Source organism: Bradyrhizobium sp. USDA 336 (assembly GCF_044908355.1).
Taxonomy (GTDB): domain Bacteria; phylum Pseudomonadota; class Alphaproteobacteria; order Rhizobiales; family Xanthobacteraceae; genus Bradyrhizobium; species Bradyrhizobium yuanmingense.
The window spans coordinates 3,064,309-3,080,875 of sequence record NZ_JBIYDC010000002.1; the positions used below are offsets into that span (position 1 = coordinate 3,064,309).

Sequence of the window (16,567 nt, forward strand, 5' to 3'; positions counted from 1 at the left end):
GCCTGCCGCCGGGAGAGAGCCATGAAATCGCCGATCTGCGACATGCTGGGGATCGAATTCCCGCTGCTCGCCTTCAGCCATTGCCGCGACGTCGTCGCCGCCGTCAGCCGCGCCGGCGGCTTCGGCGTGCTGGGCGCGACGGTGCATACGCCGGATACGCTCGAGCGTGAGCTGAAGTGGATCGACGATCACGTCGACGGCAAGCCTTACGGCATCGACGTGCTGATCCCGGAAAACATCTCGACAGCCGGCGAGAAGGACGTCACCTGGAAGAGCCTGGAAGCGCGCGTGCCGCAGGAGCACCGCAACTACACGCGCGATCTCCTGAAGAAGTACGACATCGAGCTGACCACCACCGAGGTCGCGGACAACCAGCCGCAGCCGTTCGACGGCAAGACCGCGCTTCAGCTGCTCGAAATCTCCTTCAATCATCCGATCCGCCTGATCGCCAATGCGCTGGGCGTGCCGCCGAAGGCGATGATCGAGATGGGCAAGAAGCATGGCGTGCCGGTCGCAGCGCTGGTCGGCGCCAAGGAGCACGCGCTGCGCCAGGTCGCGGCCGGCGTCGACATCCTCGTGGTGCAGGGCACCGAGGCCGGCGGGCATTGCGGCGAGGTCTCGACCATGGTGCTGGTGCCGGAGGTGATCAAGGCGATCAAGCCGATCCGCGACGTGCCGGTGCTAGCGGCCGGCGGCATCATGACGGGACGGCAGATGGCGGCCTGCATGGCGATGGGCGCGGCGGGCGCCTGGACCGGCTCGGTGTGGCTTGCGACCGTCGAGTCCGAGACGAGCGAGATCTTTCGCGAGAAGATGATCGCGGCGTCCTCGCGTGATGCCGTCCGCTCCAAGGGCCGCACCGGCAAGCCGGCGCGGCAGCTGCGCTCGGTCTGGACCGATGCCTGGGACCGTGCGCCTGATAGCCCGGGCGCGCTGCCAATGCCGCTGCAAAGCATCATCAGCCGCGACGCGTTCCATTCGATCGATCGAGCCGCCGCAAGCGGCAACGCGAGGGCGCGCGATCTCGTCAGCTATTTCGTCGGCCAGGGCGTCGGCCTGATCGACAGCGTGAAATCAGCGGGCGCCGTGGTACAGGAGTTCAAGCAGGATTTTGCCGAAGCCGTCGAGCACATGAATGCGCTGGTGGCAGAGTAGTCCATTCGTCATTGCGAGCGCAGCGAAGCAATCCAGACTGCCGCCGCGGAAAGATTCTGGATTGCTTCGCTGCGCTCGCAATGACGAACAACTGACATCGTGAATTGAAGCAAGAAGAAATGACCAATATCCCCGAAGACCGCATCCCCGTCATCGTCGGCATCGGCGAGATCATCGATCGCCCGAAGGAGATCGCGGCGGGTCTCGAACCGCTCGACCTGCTCGAACAGGCGCTGCGGCGCGCCGAACAAGACGCCGGTGCAAAACTGCTCGGCGAGGTGCAATCGCTCGACGTCGTCAATTTCCTGAGCTGGCGCTATCGCGATCCGGAGCAGCTCCTGGCGCAACGCCTCGGCATCTCGCCCGCGCATTGCTATTACGGCCCAGTCGGCGGCGAGAGCCCGATCCGCTACATCCACGAGGCGGCCAAGCGCATCGCGCGCGGCGAGTGCAGCGTGGCGGCGATCTGCGGCGCCGAGGCGCAATCGACCGCGACCAAGGCGGAGCGCACCGGCGTCAAGCTCCCGTGGACGCCGTTCGCTCATGACGTCGAGGAGCCGAAGCGCGGCGCGGCGTTCCAGAAGCCGCTGGCGGTGAAGCTCGGCGTGTTTCGACCTGTGACCGTTTATCCGTTCTATGAAGCGGCCTCCTCCGCGCATTGGGGGCAGACACCGCGCGAGGCCATGGCGGAATCAGGCACGCTGTGGTCCCGCTATTCGGAAGCCGCCGCGCAGAATCCAAACGCCTGGCTGAAGCGGCGTTATGCGCCGGAGGAGATCACGACGCCGACCGCGGACAACCGGCTGATCGCCTGGCCCTACAACAAGCTGATGGTGGCCAACCCCAGCGTCAACATGGGCGGTGCGCTGCTGCTCACCAGTCTCGCCAAGGCACGCGCGGCCGGGATCGCCGAAGACAAACTGGTCTACCCGCTCGGCGGCGCCTCGGCGGAAGAGCCGCGCGACTATCTGCTGCGCGACCAGTTTTACGAGAGCCACCCGCAGAACGCCGTGCTGAAAGCGGCGATGGATCTCGCCGGCGGCGACGGCAAGTCCTTCGACGCGATCGAGCTCTACAGTTGCTTCCCCTGCGTGCCCAAAATGGCGCGGCGGACGCTGGGCTTAGGTGCCGACGTGCAGCCGACCGTGACCGGCGGCCTCACCTTCTTCGGCGCGCCGCTCAACACCTACATGACGCATGCGGCCTGTGCGATGGTGTCCCGTATGCGCGACGGCGCCAGGCTCGGCCTGCTCTACGGCCAGGGCGGCTTCGTCACCAAGCACCACGCGCTGGTGGTGTCGAAGACGGCGCCGCGCGAGGCGCTGGTGCAGGAAACGAGCGCGCAGGCCGATGCGGACCGCAACAAGCGCGCGGTGCCGGAGTTCGTCGCGGAGGCCACTGGCAAGGGCAAGGTCGAGAGCTTCACCGTGCTTTACGGCCGCGGCGGCAATATCGAGCATGGCGTCGTGATGCTGCGGACAGAGGACGATCGCCGCACGCTGGCGCGGATCCCGGCCAGCGATGGCGCGACGCTGGCGCATCTGCTCGCCATGGATCGCACCCCGGTCGGCTCGCTCGGCGAAATCGCTATGGCAGCGGATGACGTGCCGGAGTGGCGGGTGGCCTAGCGATCGCGCACCTCACGCGGCGCGGACGTTGGTCAGGAACTTGCTGACCTCACTCTTCAGCCGGCCGGAATCGTTCGACAGCATCTGCGCCGCCGACAGCACCTGCGAGGAGGCCGTGCCAGTCTCGGTCGCGCCGCGCTGCACGTCGGTGATGTTGGACGACACCTGCTGGGTGCCCTGCGCCGCCTGCTGCACGTTGCGGGCGATCTCTTGCGTCGCGGCGCCCTGCTCTTCCACCGCAGCGGCGATGGCCGACGAGATCTCCGACAGGCGCTCGATGGTCGAGGAGATCTCCTTGATGGCGCCGACGGAGTCGTTGGTCGCCGCCTGGATGCCGGAGATCTGCTGGCCGATCTCGCCGGTCGCCTTCGCGGTCTGCTCGGCGAGCGCCTTCACCTCGGAGGCGACGACGGCAAAACCGCGGCCCGCTTCGCCTGCGCGCGCCGCCTCGATGGTGGCGTTCAGCGCCAGCAGGTTGGTCTGGCCGGCGATGGTGTTGATCAGCTCGACGACATCACCGATGCGGGAGGCGGCCTTGGAAAGCTCGCTGACGCGATCGGTGGTGGCGCGCGCCTGGCCGACGGCATCGCCCGCCATCCGCGCCGATTCCTGCACCTGACGGCTGATCTCGCCGACCGACGAGGCCATCTCCTCGGTCGCCGAGGCCACCGATTGCACGTTGGTGGAGGCTTCCTCCGAAGCGCCGGCCACCGTGGTCGCCAGCCGCTGCGAGCGGTCGGCGGTCGCAGTCAGGGTCGATGCGGAGGCCTCCAACTGGGTCGAGGCCGACGACACGGTCTGGACGATCTCGCCGATCATCGTTTCGAATTCGCGGGTGATGTTGTCGACGCGGCGGCCGCGCTCGATCTTGGCTTCGGCGTCGGCGGCGGCGGCTTCGTCGGCGACCTTCTTGGCGATCAACGCCTCCTTGAAGATCTGGAGCACGTCGGCCATGGCGCCGATCTCGGTCTTCGCACCGCGGTGCGGGACTTCAGCGGAGAGGTCGCCCCGCCCCAGCGCCTGCATCGGCAGGGTGATCGAGTTGATGCCGCTAGAGACGTCACGGACGAGATAGAAGCTGACGGCGATGCCGATGACGATGGCGGCGCCGAGAATGGCCGAGACCAGCATGAAGGTATAGGCGTAGCTGTCGGCGGCGTCCTGGGCGGCCTGTTCTCCGCCTTTGGTGTTGAGCTCGATGTCCTTGGTCAGGACCTCGTCTGCCTGAAGACCGAGCTTGTTGACGGTCTTCGTATTCAGCTCCCGGGCCTCGTGTGGGATCTTGCCGGCTTCCTTGCGCGAGAGCGCCATCACCTCTTCCGTGCCCTTCTTATAATCGTCCCAGAGCTTTGCCCATTGGGTGTAGAGCGCCCGCTCCTCCGGCGAGGTGATCATCGGCTCGTAGCGGCTGCGGTGTTTGGCAAGCGCCTCGAGCACCGTCACGGCCGTCTTTTCGTTGGCGAGCTTCTCGTCCAGCGTGTCGGAAAGCATGTGCTGGCGGACCACGTTGCGATAGGTGATGACGCTCGCCCGAAGCTCGCCGAGCACCCGCACGCTGGGCATCCAATTCATCGTGATGTCGGCGGTGTTGGCGTTCATCGACCGCATTTTCATGATGGCGAGCAGGCCCATGCCGGCCATCGCGACGAGCAGGAACGCCACGACACTGATGATCTTGGCGCGGATGGAAATGTTGGCAAACATGATTGAGGTCTCTTCGTGCAGGCGCGAGCGCGCGTCCGGGAATTACGAATCAAACAAAAGGAGCAGCGCCGACATCCAACACAAGAGCAACCCGTGCGGATGTCAGCTGCGAATCCGTGCGAGTACGGAGCCCGAAAGAAATGAACAGGTAGCTAAAGATGTTCTGCGCTCAGCGCATGAGCCTAAGCGCATCCGAGAAAAACTCTGCGCCGCCGAAATTTCCCGACTTCAGAGCGAGCAGCATGTCGCTTTCGGCGCCGACCGCGCGCAGCACCGGAACGCCAGCCGCGATCTCTACTCCTACGAGAAATCCGGGAATCTTCAACCGATCGACAACGGCGCCGGATGTCTCGCCACCGGCAACGATCAGTCGCCGCACGCCTGATTTTACAAGGTTTTCTGCAATATCGGCCATGGCCTGCTCGATCGCATGACCGGCGGCGTCGCGACCGTGGCGCGCCTGCAGCGCGGCGACCTGATCGGGCGTCGAGCTCGATGCGATCAGCACCGGACCTTCGGCCAGTCGCGGCCTTGCCCAGTCCAGCGCACGCTCGGCTTCGCCCGCCCCCGTAATGATACGCTCCGGATCGAGATGTAACACCGGCATGACACCCGCGGCATACGCGATCTGCTGAAGCGTCGCCTGCGAGCAGCTGCCGGCAAGGCATGCCGCCAGGCCGCCGACGGCCGCGCCGGTTTCGCTGCTCAGTGCCGGCTTCACCTTGCCCGTCGACACCAGCGCGCGCGCAAGTCCCAGGCCCATGCCGGACGCGCCGACCGACAGAAGATGTTCGGCGGCCACGAGCCCGATGGTCTCGAGGTCGCGGTCGAACACGGCGTCGATGATCGCAGCACCGATGCCCCTGGCGGCGAGCTCGGCCAGCCGTGCCCGCACGGCCTCCGCGCCGCGCGCGACGGTGGCGAGATCGACGAGGCCGATCTGCGTGCTGCTCTGGCGCGCCAGCACGCGCACCAAGTTGGAATCATGCATCGGGTTGAGTGGATGGTCCTTCAGCGGGCTCTCGCTGAGCGGCACGGCGCCGACGAACAGATTGCCCTGAAAGACGGTGCGCCCGGTCTCCGGAAAGGCTGGCGTCACCAGCACGGCTCCCTCGCCGCAATCGGCGCGCAGCGCATCCATGACCGGGCCGATATTGCCGGCGTCGGTGGAATCGAAGGTCGAGCAGATCTTGAACAGCACGTGGCCCGCGCCGCGGCCGCGCAGCCATTTGTCCGCCGCGCGCGAGCGCGACACGGCAAGGCCGGCCTCGATCGAGCGGCTCTTCAACGACACCACGACGGCATCGACCTCGGGCAGCGCCAGATCGTCGGCAGGGATGCCGATGGTCTGGACGGTGCGCAGGCCGGCGCGCGTCAGCGTGTTGGCGAGATCGGAGGCGCCGGTGTAGTCGTCGGCGATGCAGCCTAACGCTGGGGTCACGGCTTCACTCCCGCATAGGGCTTGAACCAGGCAAGCCCATCGGTGGTCTTGCCGCGGGGATTGTATTCGCAGCCGACGAAGCCGGCATAGCCGAGCCGATCGAGCTCTTCGAACAGGAACGGATAGTTCAGCTCCTCGCCATCGGGCTCGTTGCGCGAGGGAATGCTGGCGATCTGGATGTGGCCGATGATCGGCATCATCTCGCGCAGCCGCATGGTGACGTCGCCATGGATGATCTGGCAGTGATAGATGTCGAACTGGAGCTTCAGGTTCGCAAGCCTCAGCTCCTGGATCAGATCCCGCGCGAAGCCGAAATCATTGAGGAAGTAGCCGGGCACGTTGCGCGCGTTGATCGGTTCGATCACGATATCGATGCCGTGCGGCGCAAAGAACTCGGCAGCCCAGGCCACAGATTTGTAGAAGGCCTCGATCGCGGCGCGCTCGCCGCGGTTGGCGATGCCGGCCATCAGGTGCAGGCGCTTGACGCCGGTCGCCTTGGCATAAGGCAGCGCCGTCTCCAGGCTCGCCTTGAGATCGGAAAAGCGCGATGGCAGCGCGGCAAAGCCCTTCTCGCCGGCGTTCCAGTCGCCCGGCGGCAGGTTGAACAGCGCCTGGGTCAGGCCGTTGCGCTTGAGCCGCTCGCCGACCGCCTCGGCGGGATGCTCGTACGGAAACAGAAATTCCACCGCGGTGAAGCCCGCTTGCGCGGCGGCATCGAAGCGGTCGAGGAACGGCACCTCGGTGAACATCATCGAGAGATTGGCGGCGAAACGGGGCATTGGAAATCCTCTGTTACTTGTCGCCGGGCAGCTTGACGCCGGTGACCTGCGCATACATGCGCGCGACCGATGCGTCGTCGTCGCGGCCCATGCCGGCGGCCGATGTCATCAGGAACATCTGGAGCGCGGCGGCGGAGACCGGCACGGGGAATCGGGCGCTGCGCGCCATGTCCTGGATGATGCCGAGGTCCTTGACGAAGATCTCCACCGCGCTTCGCGGCGTGTAGTCGCCGTCGAGCACATGCGGCATGCGGTTCTCGAACATCCATGAATTGCCGGCGGAGGCCGTGATCACCTCGTAGACCTTGCGGATGTCGAGGCCCTGCTTGGCCGCGAACGCCATGGCTTCGCTGGCGGCGGCGATGTGGACGCCGGCTAGCAGCTGATTGATCATCTTGAACGCAGCGCCCTGCCCGGCGGCATCGCCGAGCTCGTAGAGCTTTGCAGCCATGGCATCGAGCGCCGGCCGCGCCCTCGCAAAAGCCGCGGAGCTGCCGGAAGCAAGGATCGTCAATTCACCTTGCGCGGCGCGCTGCGCCCCGCCGGAGATCGGCGCATCCAGATAGTGCCGGCCGGTCGCCTCCAGCTGCTTGGCCAGGCGCCGCGCCACGTCCGGGTCCATGGTCGCCGAGGAGACGAACACGCTGTCCTTCGGCATGGTCTCGGCGGTGCCGTCCTTGCCGAACAGGATCGCCTCGGTCTGGCCGGCGTTGACGACGACGCTGACGACGATGTCGGCATTCGTGGCCGCCTCGGCCGGCGTTTTGGCGCCGGTGCCGCCGTCCTTCACGAAACGTGCGACGGCATCCGCCGAGACGTCGCAGCCGGTCACGGCATGGCCGGCGCGCCTGAGCGAGGTCGCCATGCCAAAGCCCATCGAGCCGAGCCCGACAACGGCGATACGCTGACTTTGTGACGTGGAGGCGGACATATGCAACTGACCCTTGCGAACGTTTCCCAAATAGCCGCCCTTTGCGGCAGCTTGGCAACCGAATAACACGGCTTGGCCGCGCTGCCAAAGCGTGAGACAAGCAGGCATGACGGCCATGAGAACCGAAACGAGCAACGAGACACGGCTGCGCGAGGACATCTGCCGCTTCGGACGATCCCTGTTCGAGCGCGGGCTGACGCCGGGCTCCTCCGGCAATATCAGCGTCAAGCTGGACGATGGCGGCTGGCTGGTGACCCCGACCAATGCCTCGCTCGGCTTCCTCGACCCGGCGAAGCTGTCGCGGCTGGATAGCCGGGGCCGGCTGGTTTCGGGCGATGCCCCGACGAAAGAAGTTCCGCTGCACACGGCGCTTTACGACACGCGCGGCAGTGCTCGTGCCATCGTGCATCTCCACTCCACGCATTCGGTGGCGCTCTCGATGCTGCCCGAGATCGATCCGCGCGCCGCGCTGCCGCCGATGACGGCCTATTATTTGATGAAATGCGGCGCCACCGCGCTCGTGCCCTATTACCGCCCCGGCGACCCCGCGGTCGCAGATGCGATCAAGGGGCTGGCGGGGAAATATTCATCCGTGCTGCTCGCCAATCACGGCCCTGTCGTCGCCGGCGATACGCTGGAGGCGGCGGTGTTCGCGACGGAAGAGCTGGAGGAGACGGCGAAGCTGTATCTGCTGCTGCGCGGGATGAACCCGCGGTATTTGTCTCCGGAGCAGGTGACGGATCTGGTGAAGGTGTTCGGGGTGACGTTGCCGGAGCACGGGTACGAGCATTAGCGACTTGCGGTAAGGGGTGGACGAGCGTCGCCTCACCACCGCTGTCATTCCCCGCGAAAGCGGGGAATCCAGTACGCCGCGGCTTCTCTGCATATCTCTGACGTCTCGGAGTACTGGATCGCCCGATCAAGTCGGGCGATGACACCGGGTATGTTGCGCGGGCGTGCCCGATACTATTCGGCTACAGCCCCAGATACGCCTTCCTCACGTCCGGATTGCCCTTGATCTCCGCGGACGAGCCCTGCATCAGCACGCGGCCCGTTTGCAGGATGTAGGCGCGGTCGGCGATCTCGAGGCATTCGGCCATGCGCTGCTCGACGATGAGGACGGTCATGCCGGAGTCGCGGATGAGCTTCACGGCCTGGAAGATCTCGTCGACCAGTTTCGGCATGATGCCCTGCGAGGGCTCGTCCAGCATCAACAGGCGCGGACGCGTCATCAGCGCGCGGCCGATCGCGAGCATCTGCTGCTCGCCGCCGGAGAGCGTCTCGGCGCGCTGCTCCAGACGTTCCTGGAGGCGCGGGAACAGCTTGAAGACGAGATCGAGCGGCTCTTCGCGGTTCGCTTCGCCCCGGTAGAGATAGCTGCCGAGGCGAAGGTTGTCGCGCACCGATAGACGCGGAAACAAACGGCGGTTTTCCGGCACATAGGCGATGCCGGTCGCCGTGATGTGATGCTGCGCCATGCCGTCGAGGCGCTTGCCGTCGAACGTCACCGTGCCGGACCGCGGACGCTCGGCGCCGGCGATGGATTTGAGCAGCGTCGACTTGCCCGCGCCGTTGGCGCCGGCGACGCAAACGATCTCGCCCTTCTCGACCTGGATCGAGACCGCGGAGATCGCGACCAGGCCTTGATAGGCGGTGGTGACTTCACGCACCGACAGCATGACGATCTCCCAGATATGCCTTGATCACCTTGGGATCGCGCACGACGTCGGCGGGCTTGCCCTCGACCAGGACCTTGCCGAGGTCGAGCACGATGGCGCGGTCCACCAGCGGCATCACGATCTCCATGACATGCTCGACCATCAAGACCGTGATGCCGGCATCGCGCACCTTGCGCACCAGCGCGACGCCGGTCTGCGCCTCGGTCGGCGTGAGGCCAGTGAGGACCTCGTCGAGCAGCAGCAGCTTCGGCTCGGTCGCAAGCGCCCGCGCGACTTCGAGGCGGCGCTTCTCGGCCGGCACGAGGTCGCTGGCGAGCACGTCGGCGCGCGCGGCAAGGCCGGTGAACTCCAGCACTTCATGCGCCTTGCGGCGCGCCTCGCGCATCACGGTGGTACGCACGAGGGCGCCGACGATGACGTTGTCGATGACAGTCATGGTCTCGAAGCTCTTCACGACCTGAAAGGTGCGGCCGATGCCCCGCCGGCAGCGTTCGGCCGCCGGCAGTTTGGTGACGTCCTCGCCGTCGAATAGAATCGAGCCTTGCGTCGGCGGCAGAACACCGGCGATGAGATTGAACAGCGTCGACTTGCCGGCACCGTTCGGGCCGATCAGGCCGACGATCTCGCCGCGGCCGACCGAGATCGAGACGTCGCTGTTGGCGACGAGGCCGCCGAAGCGCTGCCAGACGCCGCGGGTTTCGAGCAGCGCGCTCATCGGGCAGCTCCCGTCTTCTTCGGGCGTGAAAACAGGCTCAGCAGGCCGCGCGGCAGGGCCAGCGAGATCAGAACGATCAGCGTGCCGTAGACAATGAGGTCGACACCCCGCCCCGAGCCGCCGAACTTGAAGCGCGTCAGCTCAGTCAGCGGGATCAGGATGGCCGCCCCTAACACCGGCCCCCACAGGGTGCCGATGCCGCCGAGCACGGCCGGCAGCGCCATCAGCAGCGAGAACTGAAAGCCCATGACGCTTTCCGGATCGATATAGGAGACGAACTGGGCGTAGAAGCTGCCGCCCACGGCGACAAGGAAGGCGGAAACCGCGGCCGCACCCATCTTGGAATTGAACACGTCGACACCGAGGCTCTCGGCCGCCTCCGGGTTGTCCTTGACGGCGCGCCACCAAAATCCCCACTTGGAGTTTTCCAGCCACCATGTCACGAACCAGGCGAGGCAGCACAGCGCTAGCGCGAAATAGAAGTAGGGCAGCTTGGTGCGCAGAAACTGGAATTTCAGCCAGCTGTCGCCGCGGATCGGAATGGTGATACCCATCGCGGCGCCTGCCCATTCCCAGTTGTGGAACAGAAGCAAGCCGATTTCGGCGATGACGATCGTGGCGATCACGAAGTAATGGCCGCGCAGGCGGAAGAAGGGATAGCCGAGCCCCATCGCGATCAGCGCCGACACCACCCCGCCCGCCAGCATGCCGAACCAGGGCAGCACGCCGAACTTCGTGAACAGTAGCTCGGTGGTATAGGCCCCGAGGCCGAAATACAGCGCGTGGCCGAGCGAGATCTGCCCGCAATAGCCGGACAGGATATTCCAGCTCTGCGACAATCCCGCATACATCAGTGTCAGGATCAGGATGTTCTGAACGACGACGTCCTTCACGAACAACGGCGTCAGCGCGGCAATGGTAGCGAGCGCTGCGGCGATGATCAGGTCGCGGCGGCGCCGCGCTGCAAAATCCTTGTCCATCACATCGATCCGAACAGGCCGCGCGGCCGGATGAAGACGACCAGCAGATAGACAGAGTAGATGCCGACCGATTTCAGCGACGGCGGCAGCACCAGCGCGGTGACCGCTTCGACGAGACCGACGATGATGCCACCGGCAAAGGCGCCGAACACGCTGCCGAAGCCGCCGAGCGCCACCGTGACATAGGCAATCAGCGCAAAGGAGGCGCCAACGTCGGGATAGATGTAGAAGAACACCGCCATGATCGCGCCGGCGAGGCCGACCAGCGCGGCGCCGAGGCCCCAGCCGAACGCGAAGACGCGGTTCTTGTCGATGCCGACGAGCGCGACTGCACCGGGATCCTCGCGGGTCGCTTCGATTGCGCGGCCGAAATCAGTTTTGTGGATGAAGAAATAGAGAGCGGCAAAGGCCGCGATCGAGACCAGCGCGCCGACCAGCTGCGGCTCCGGCAGGAAGATGCCGCCGACCGAGATGGTTTTGCCGCCGAGCCAGGACTGCGGGATGCTGCGATAGTCCGGCGTGAAGAAGTACTGGGCGAGGCCGCGCATGACGATGGCAAGGCCGAAGGTGGTGAAGATCTGCACCATGCCGGCATTGGCCTTGGCCCGCATGGCGAAGCGTACAAGGAGCAGATAGACGACCGCACCGAATATGAAGAGCGCCGCGGCGACGAGCGGCGCCGACAGCAACGGATCGATGGCGAAAAACGCGAACAGGAAGAAGGACAGATACATCGCGATCATCAGGAATTCGCCATGGGCGAAGTTCGTGACGTCCATCAGGCCGAAGATCAGCGCGAGGCCGACCGCGATCAATCCGTAGAGCAGGCCCATCAGAAGGCCGCTCGCGAGACTCTGGATAATGGCTTGGGCTGTCAACTCTGGTCCCCCGTTCGAAACGTCACGACAGGCTTCGTCATTGCGAGCGAAGCGAAGCAATCCAGAAATGTTTCCAGGGAAGCAGTCTGGATTGCTTCGTCGCCAGCGCAAAATTGCTATGCAATTTTGTCGCGGGCTCCTCGCAATGACAGTGTGGGAGCAGATGGCTCCCAGACCGCCTGCTCCGCTGTCCCCGGCAGCGCTTACTTCATCGGCCAGATCGCCTCGGCGATCGCAGCCTGCGGCGGGAAGATGGTGACGAACTTGCCGCCGACATATTGCAGCAGCACCGGATCGGCATCGTTATTCTGGCCCATCTCGTCGAACTTGACGCGCTTCCAGGGCATGATGGTCTTCTCGCCCGGGATGTCGGTCGCGGCCAGCGCATCGCGGATCTTCTCGCCGTCGGTCGACTTGGCGCGGCTGACGGCGTCGGCGAGGATGATCAGGCCCATGAACTGGCGCGAGGTGAGGTCGTTGAAATCCTTGCCGGACTTGGCCTTGAACATCTCGTTGATCTTGCCGACCATCGGCCGCTTCTGCGCCAGGTCGAGCGAGAAGGTGCCGCGCGAGATCACGCCTTCGAGCTTGTCCCCGACGGCATCGTAGAGCGCCTTCTCGGAGAAGCCGGCGTCCTGCGCCACGATCGCATTCGGTTTGTAGCCGAGCTCGGCCATGGTCTTGACCAGAAGGATGCCGTCGGTGGTGTAGCTCGACGGCATCAGCACGTCGGCATTGGCGGTCTTGAGCTGCTGCACCTCGGCCGAGAGCGACGGCGAGTTGGCGCGATACTTGATGTCGGTGACGATTTTGTAGCCCCGCTCGCCGGCGATCTTGGTCTGAGCATTGCCGGAATCGGTGCCGAAGATGGTGTCCTCGTGGAACAGCGACAGCGTCTCGATCTTGGTGCCCTTCTTCTTCATGGCGTCGAAGAAGTCGAACATCGCGGCCGAGTACATCTCGTCGTGCGGCGAGGCGCGGAAGTAATATTTCAGGCCGCGGCGGTGCAGGCTCGGCGAGGAATTGTCGGCGGACAGGAACGGGACCTGATAGCGCTCGCAGATCTGGCTGACGGTGACGGCCACCGCGCTCTGGTAAGTGCCGATGACGGCGCAGACCTTCTCCTGCGTGATCAGGCGCTCGGCCTCGGCGCGGCCCTTCTGCGGATCGGCCTGATGGTCAGCGAACACGAGACGGATCTTGGCGCCACCGAGGCCCGGCAGGCCTTCGCCCTTCGCCAGCGGCAGGTCGAAATCGCTGTCCTTGTTGATGACTTCGAGTGCGGTCTCATAGGCCTTCTGCGCGTCGACGCCCTGCTGCGCGCTGCCGCCGGAGAACGGATAGATCACGCCGATCACGACTTCCGAGCTCTGTGCGCGCGCTGCCAGCGGCACGAGGGCGGCAGTGGCGGTGGCCCCCAACAACACGTCGCGGCGAGTGATCGTCATGGCAAAGTCCCCTGTTACTGAATTTCGGCTGATCGAATGAAGCGATTGGTGGATGCGGTAAAGCCCGAAGAAGCAGCAGACGCTGCCCACTAAATCACGGCCATATTTCTGTTCTTGAGATCGGTCACCAGCATCAGGCCGGGCGAATGCGTGATCGCGAACGGAAGCTTCGCGGCGTTGATCACCGATTGCGGCGTCACCCCGCAGGCCCAGAACACCGGAATCTCGTCGTCGGCGACCGGCACCGGATCTCCGTAATCGGGCTTGGCGATATCCTTGATGCCGATCAGATGCGGATGGCCGAGATGCACGGGGGCGCCGTGCACGGCGGGATAGCGCGAGGTGATCTGCACCGCGCGGATCGCATCGGCCGGCTTGAACGGACGCATCGACACCACCATCGGGCCGGCGAACGGACCTGATACACCGCAGGCGATGTTGGTGCGGTACATCGGCACGCGCACGTTCTTCTCGATGTGCCGGATCGGCATGCCCTCTTCGAGCAGCGCCTCCTCGAACGAGAACGAGCAGCCGAGCACGAAGGTGACGAGGTCGTCGCGCCAATAGCTCGTCACGTCGGTCGGCTCGTCCACGACGTCGCCATCGCGCCAGACGCGGTAGCGCGGCACGTCGGTGCGGATGTCGAGATCGGCGCCGAGCGAGGGGATGTAAGGGCTGCCGACATCGGACATGCCGATGATCGGGCACGGCTTGGGATTGAGCTGGCAGAAGCGGTGGAAGGCTCCGGCATATTCCGCCGGCAGGATCGCCAGATTGCCCTGGACATATCCGGGGGCGGCGCCGGCGGTGGAGGCGACCAGCCCCTCGCGGTAGGCGAGCCGGGCCTTGCGGCTCGGGAGGGCGTCGGGTGTTTCAGTTTGCTGCGCTGCCACCAAAACAGTCATGTGATCGACCTGCCTATAAACTCGACAAAGACAAGCCAACACCAAGCGTGCTATAAAGTCTAATCTTCGTTTCTAATCAATCTCGATAAATCTGATTTATCGATCGGGAAAATCCTTTCAATGCTGGACTTCAGGTCGATCGAGACGTTCCTTTGGGTTGTGAAGCTCGGCAGCTTCCGTGGCGCCGCGCAACGGCTCAATACCACCCAGCCGGCGATCTCCCAGCGCATCGCCCAGCTCGAGCGCGAGATGGGCGTGAAGCTCTTGAACCGCGATCATCGCATCGCCTCCCCGACCCCGAGCGGCCGGCAGATGATGGTCTATGCGGAGAAGCTGATCGGCCTGCGCGCGGCGATGATGGCGGAGATCGGAGATGCTTCCGCGATGCGCGGCGTGATGCGGCTCGGCGTCGCCGAGACCATCGTGCACACCTGGCTGCCGCGGCTCGTCAAGAGCGTCAACGAGGTCTATCCGAACCTGTCGCTGGAGATCGAGGTCGACATCACGCCGAACCTCACCGCGCGCCTGCTCGCGCAGGAGATCGAGCTCGCCTTCGTGGTCGGACCGCTGTCCGCCTCCGGCGTGCACAACCGCGTGCTCGCCGATTATCCGATCGGCTTCCTCGCAAGTCCGTCGCTCGGGCTCGGCAAGGGCCCGGTGACGCCAGCAGAGCTCGCACGGTTTCCGATCATCACCTTCCCGCGCAAGACCAAGCCCTACGAGGTCGTGCGCGAGGTGTTCGACCGGCCGGAGCTGCCGCCGATCCGGCTGCACGCATCCGCTTCGCTGGCCACCGTCATCCACATGGCGGTCGAGGGACTCGGCATCGCCGTGATCCCCGACGCCATCGTCGAGAACGAGCTTGCCGACGGGCGGCTGCAGCTGCTCGACACCGACCTTTCCATCGCGCCGCTGACCTTCACCGCAAGCTGGCTGGCCTCGCCCGATGTCGTCGCCGTGCAGCGCGTCGCCGAGCTTGCACGGCAAATTGCGCAGAGCAGCCTCGCGGTTGACGCGCCCGCACAGGCGCGTCATTGAAAAAGGCGCCGGACAAAAGAGAGAACGACCGCATGAGCCGAGCCGCGACCAACCTGCAAATCGATTCTGCCCGCCTGTGGGGCTCCATCCACGAGACCGCGCAATTCGGCGCGACGGCCAAGGGCGGCGTGCGGCGGCTGACGTTGAGCCGTGAAGACAAGCAGGTGCGCGATTGGTTCCGCAAGGCCTGCGAGGATGCCGGACTGGAAGTCCACGTCGACGCGCTCGGATCACAGTTCGGCCTGCGCAAAGGCCGCGACATGTCGAAGCTGCCCGTCGGCATCGGCTCGCATCTCGACACCCAGCCGACCGGCGGCAAGTATGACGGCATCCTGGGGACGCTCGGCGCGCTGGAGGTGATCCGCACGCTGAATGATGCCGGCATCGAGACCGAGGCGCCGATCTGCATCGTGAACTGGACCAACGAGGAAGGCTCGCGCTTCGCACCTGCGATGATGGCCTCTGCCGCCTATGTCGGCGACTTCACCACCGACGACATTTTGTCGCGCAAGGACGCCGAGGGCACCACCGTCGGCCAGGCGCTCGACGGCATCGGCTATCGCGGCGACAAGCCGGTCGGCTTCCAGAAGCTCGGCTGCTTCGTCGAGCTGCACATCGAGCAGGGGCCGATCCTGGAAGCCGAAGGCAAGACCATCGGCGTGGTCGATTCCGGCCAGGGCGTGCTCTGGTACGACGGCAAGATCTCCGGCTTCGAGAGCCATGCGGGCTCCACGCCGATGCCGCTGCGGCGCGATGCGCTGGCGACCTTGTCCGAAATCGTGCTGGCGATGGAGTCGATTGCGAAGAAGCACGGACCGAACGCCGTCGGCACCATCGGCGAGGCCGTCATCGCCAATCCCTCGCGCAACGTTATTCCCGGCGAGATCGCCTTCACCATGGACTGCCGCAGTGCCGATGGCGCCATCATGGACGCGCTCGACCGCGATCTGCGAGCCGCGATTGCCGAGATCGCGGCGCGCCGCAAGGTCGAGGTCAAGATCGATCTGGTCTGGCGCAAGCCGCCGACGCATTTCGATCCGAAGCTGATTGCTGCCGTCGAGAACGCCGCCAAGACGCTCGGCTATTCCTCGCGCCGCATCACCTCCGGCGCCGGCCACGACGCCTGCAACCTCAACACGATCATGCCGGCGGCGATGGTGTTCGTGCCCTGCAAGGACGGCATCAGCCACAACGAGCTGGAGGATGCGACGCAGGGCGACTGCGCCGCGGGCACCAACGTCCTCATGCATACCGTGCTGGCGATCGCCGGCGTCGCATCCTGAGCG

The 16,567-nt window shown here is 65.3% G+C and carries 15 protein-coding genes; 5 read left to right on the forward strand and 10 right to left on the reverse strand.

What is annotated here, in order from left to right; genetic code table 11:
- The first annotated feature begins 21 nt into the window (after positions 1–21).
- The gene (locus ABIA45_RS15240; RefSeq protein ID WP_275509007.1) at positions 22–1,155 is read left to right on the forward strand and encodes a nitronate monooxygenase; all 1,134 of its coding nucleotides are present in this window, start codon (positions 22–24) and stop codon (positions 1,153–1,155) included.
- A gap of 119 nt (positions 1,156–1,274) precedes the next feature.
- Positions 1,275–2,783: an acetyl-CoA acetyltransferase gene (locus ABIA45_RS15245; RefSeq protein ID WP_404652635.1), complete on the forward strand. Its 1,509-nt coding sequence runs from the start codon at positions 1,275–1,277 to the stop codon at positions 2,781–2,783.
- Between the two features lie 12 nt (positions 2,784–2,795).
- Here ABIA45_RS15245 and ABIA45_RS15250 read toward each other — a convergent pair whose 3' ends face one another.
- The 4 genes from ABIA45_RS15250 to ltnD all read right to left on the reverse strand — a co-directional run bounded on the left by ABIA45_RS15250 (position 2,796) and on the right by ltnD (position 7,797).
- Positions 2,796–4,487 carry a methyl-accepting chemotaxis protein gene (locus ABIA45_RS15250; protein ID WP_404652636.1) on the reverse strand — a complete coding sequence of 564 codons (1,692 nt, stop codon included), beginning with the start codon at positions 4,485–4,487 and terminating at the stop codon, positions 2,796–2,798.
- A 169-nt stretch (positions 4,488–4,656) separates the two neighbouring features.
- A complete protein-coding gene (gene otnK, locus ABIA45_RS15255) occupies positions 4,657–5,928 on the reverse strand; it encodes a 3-oxo-tetronate kinase (RefSeq protein ID WP_404652638.1) in 1,272 nt (423 codons plus the stop codon).
- The gene (otnI, locus tag ABIA45_RS15260) at positions 5,925–6,707 is read right to left on the reverse strand and encodes a 2-oxo-tetronate isomerase (RefSeq protein ID WP_157281212.1); all 783 of its coding nucleotides are present in this window, start codon (positions 6,705–6,707) and stop codon (positions 5,925–5,927) included. The genes otnK and otnI overlap by 4 nt, the downstream gene beginning before the upstream one ends.
- A 13-nt stretch (positions 6,708–6,720) precedes the next feature.
- Positions 6,721–7,797: an L-threonate dehydrogenase gene (ltnD, locus tag ABIA45_RS15265; protein ID WP_333919949.1), complete on the reverse strand. Its 1,077-nt coding sequence runs from the start codon at positions 7,795–7,797 to the stop codon at positions 6,721–6,723.
- On the opposite strand from ltnD, the gene ABIA45_RS15270 reads away from it, so the two are divergent.
- The gene (locus ABIA45_RS15270) at positions 7,745–8,431 is read left to right on the forward strand and encodes an aldolase (protein WP_271545336.1); all 687 of its coding nucleotides are present in this window, start codon (positions 7,745–7,747) and stop codon (positions 8,429–8,431) included. The genes ltnD and ABIA45_RS15270 overlap by 53 nt on opposite strands.
- 181 nt (positions 8,432–8,612) lie before the next feature.
- On the opposite strand, the gene ABIA45_RS15275 is transcribed toward ABIA45_RS15270, so the two are convergent.
- The 6 genes from ABIA45_RS15275 to ABIA45_RS15300 form a co-directional block, all read right to left on the reverse strand.
- Positions 8,613–9,317 carry an ABC transporter ATP-binding protein gene (locus ABIA45_RS15275; RefSeq protein ID WP_404652640.1) on the reverse strand — a complete coding sequence of 235 codons (705 nt, stop codon included), beginning with the start codon at positions 9,315–9,317 and terminating at the stop codon, positions 8,613–8,615.
- The gene (locus ABIA45_RS15280) at positions 9,301–10,032 is read right to left on the reverse strand and encodes an ABC transporter ATP-binding protein (RefSeq protein ID WP_057027088.1); all 732 of its coding nucleotides are present in this window, start codon (positions 10,030–10,032) and stop codon (positions 9,301–9,303) included. Before ABIA45_RS15280 ends, ABIA45_RS15275 begins: the two co-directional genes overlap by 17 nt.
- Positions 10,029–11,012, reverse strand: a complete 984-nt coding sequence (locus ABIA45_RS15285; RefSeq protein WP_036004933.1) for a branched-chain amino acid ABC transporter permease — start codon at positions 11,010–11,012, stop codon at positions 10,029–10,031. The genes ABIA45_RS15280 and ABIA45_RS15285 overlap by 4 nt, the downstream gene beginning before the upstream one ends.
- The gene (locus ABIA45_RS15290; RefSeq protein ID WP_404652642.1) at positions 11,012–11,890 is read right to left on the reverse strand and encodes a branched-chain amino acid ABC transporter permease; all 879 of its coding nucleotides are present in this window, start codon (positions 11,888–11,890) and stop codon (positions 11,012–11,014) included. The genes ABIA45_RS15285 and ABIA45_RS15290 overlap by 1 nt, the downstream gene beginning before the upstream one ends.
- Positions 11,891–12,093: 203 nt before the next feature.
- Positions 12,094–13,338 (reverse strand): ABC transporter substrate-binding protein, encoded by a 1,245-nt coding sequence (locus ABIA45_RS15295; protein ID WP_404652644.1) that lies wholly within the window; start codon positions 13,336–13,338, stop codon positions 12,094–12,096.
- An 89-nt stretch (positions 13,339–13,427) separates the two neighbouring features.
- A complete protein-coding gene (locus ABIA45_RS15300) occupies positions 13,428–14,243 on the reverse strand; it encodes a putative hydro-lyase (RefSeq protein WP_157281198.1) in 816 nt (271 codons plus the stop codon).
- Positions 14,244–14,363: 120 nt separating this feature from the next.
- Between ABIA45_RS15300 and ABIA45_RS15305 the strand changes: the two genes are divergently transcribed.
- Positions 14,364–15,281 (forward strand): LysR family transcriptional regulator, encoded by a 918-nt coding sequence (locus ABIA45_RS15305; protein WP_275496617.1) that lies wholly within the window; start codon positions 14,364–14,366, stop codon positions 15,279–15,281.
- 32 nt (positions 15,282–15,313) lie between these two features.
- Positions 15,314–16,564, forward strand: a complete 1,251-nt coding sequence (locus ABIA45_RS15310; RefSeq protein WP_404652647.1) for a Zn-dependent hydrolase — start codon at positions 15,314–15,316, stop codon at positions 16,562–16,564.
- Positions 16,565–16,567 lie beyond the last annotated feature (3 nt).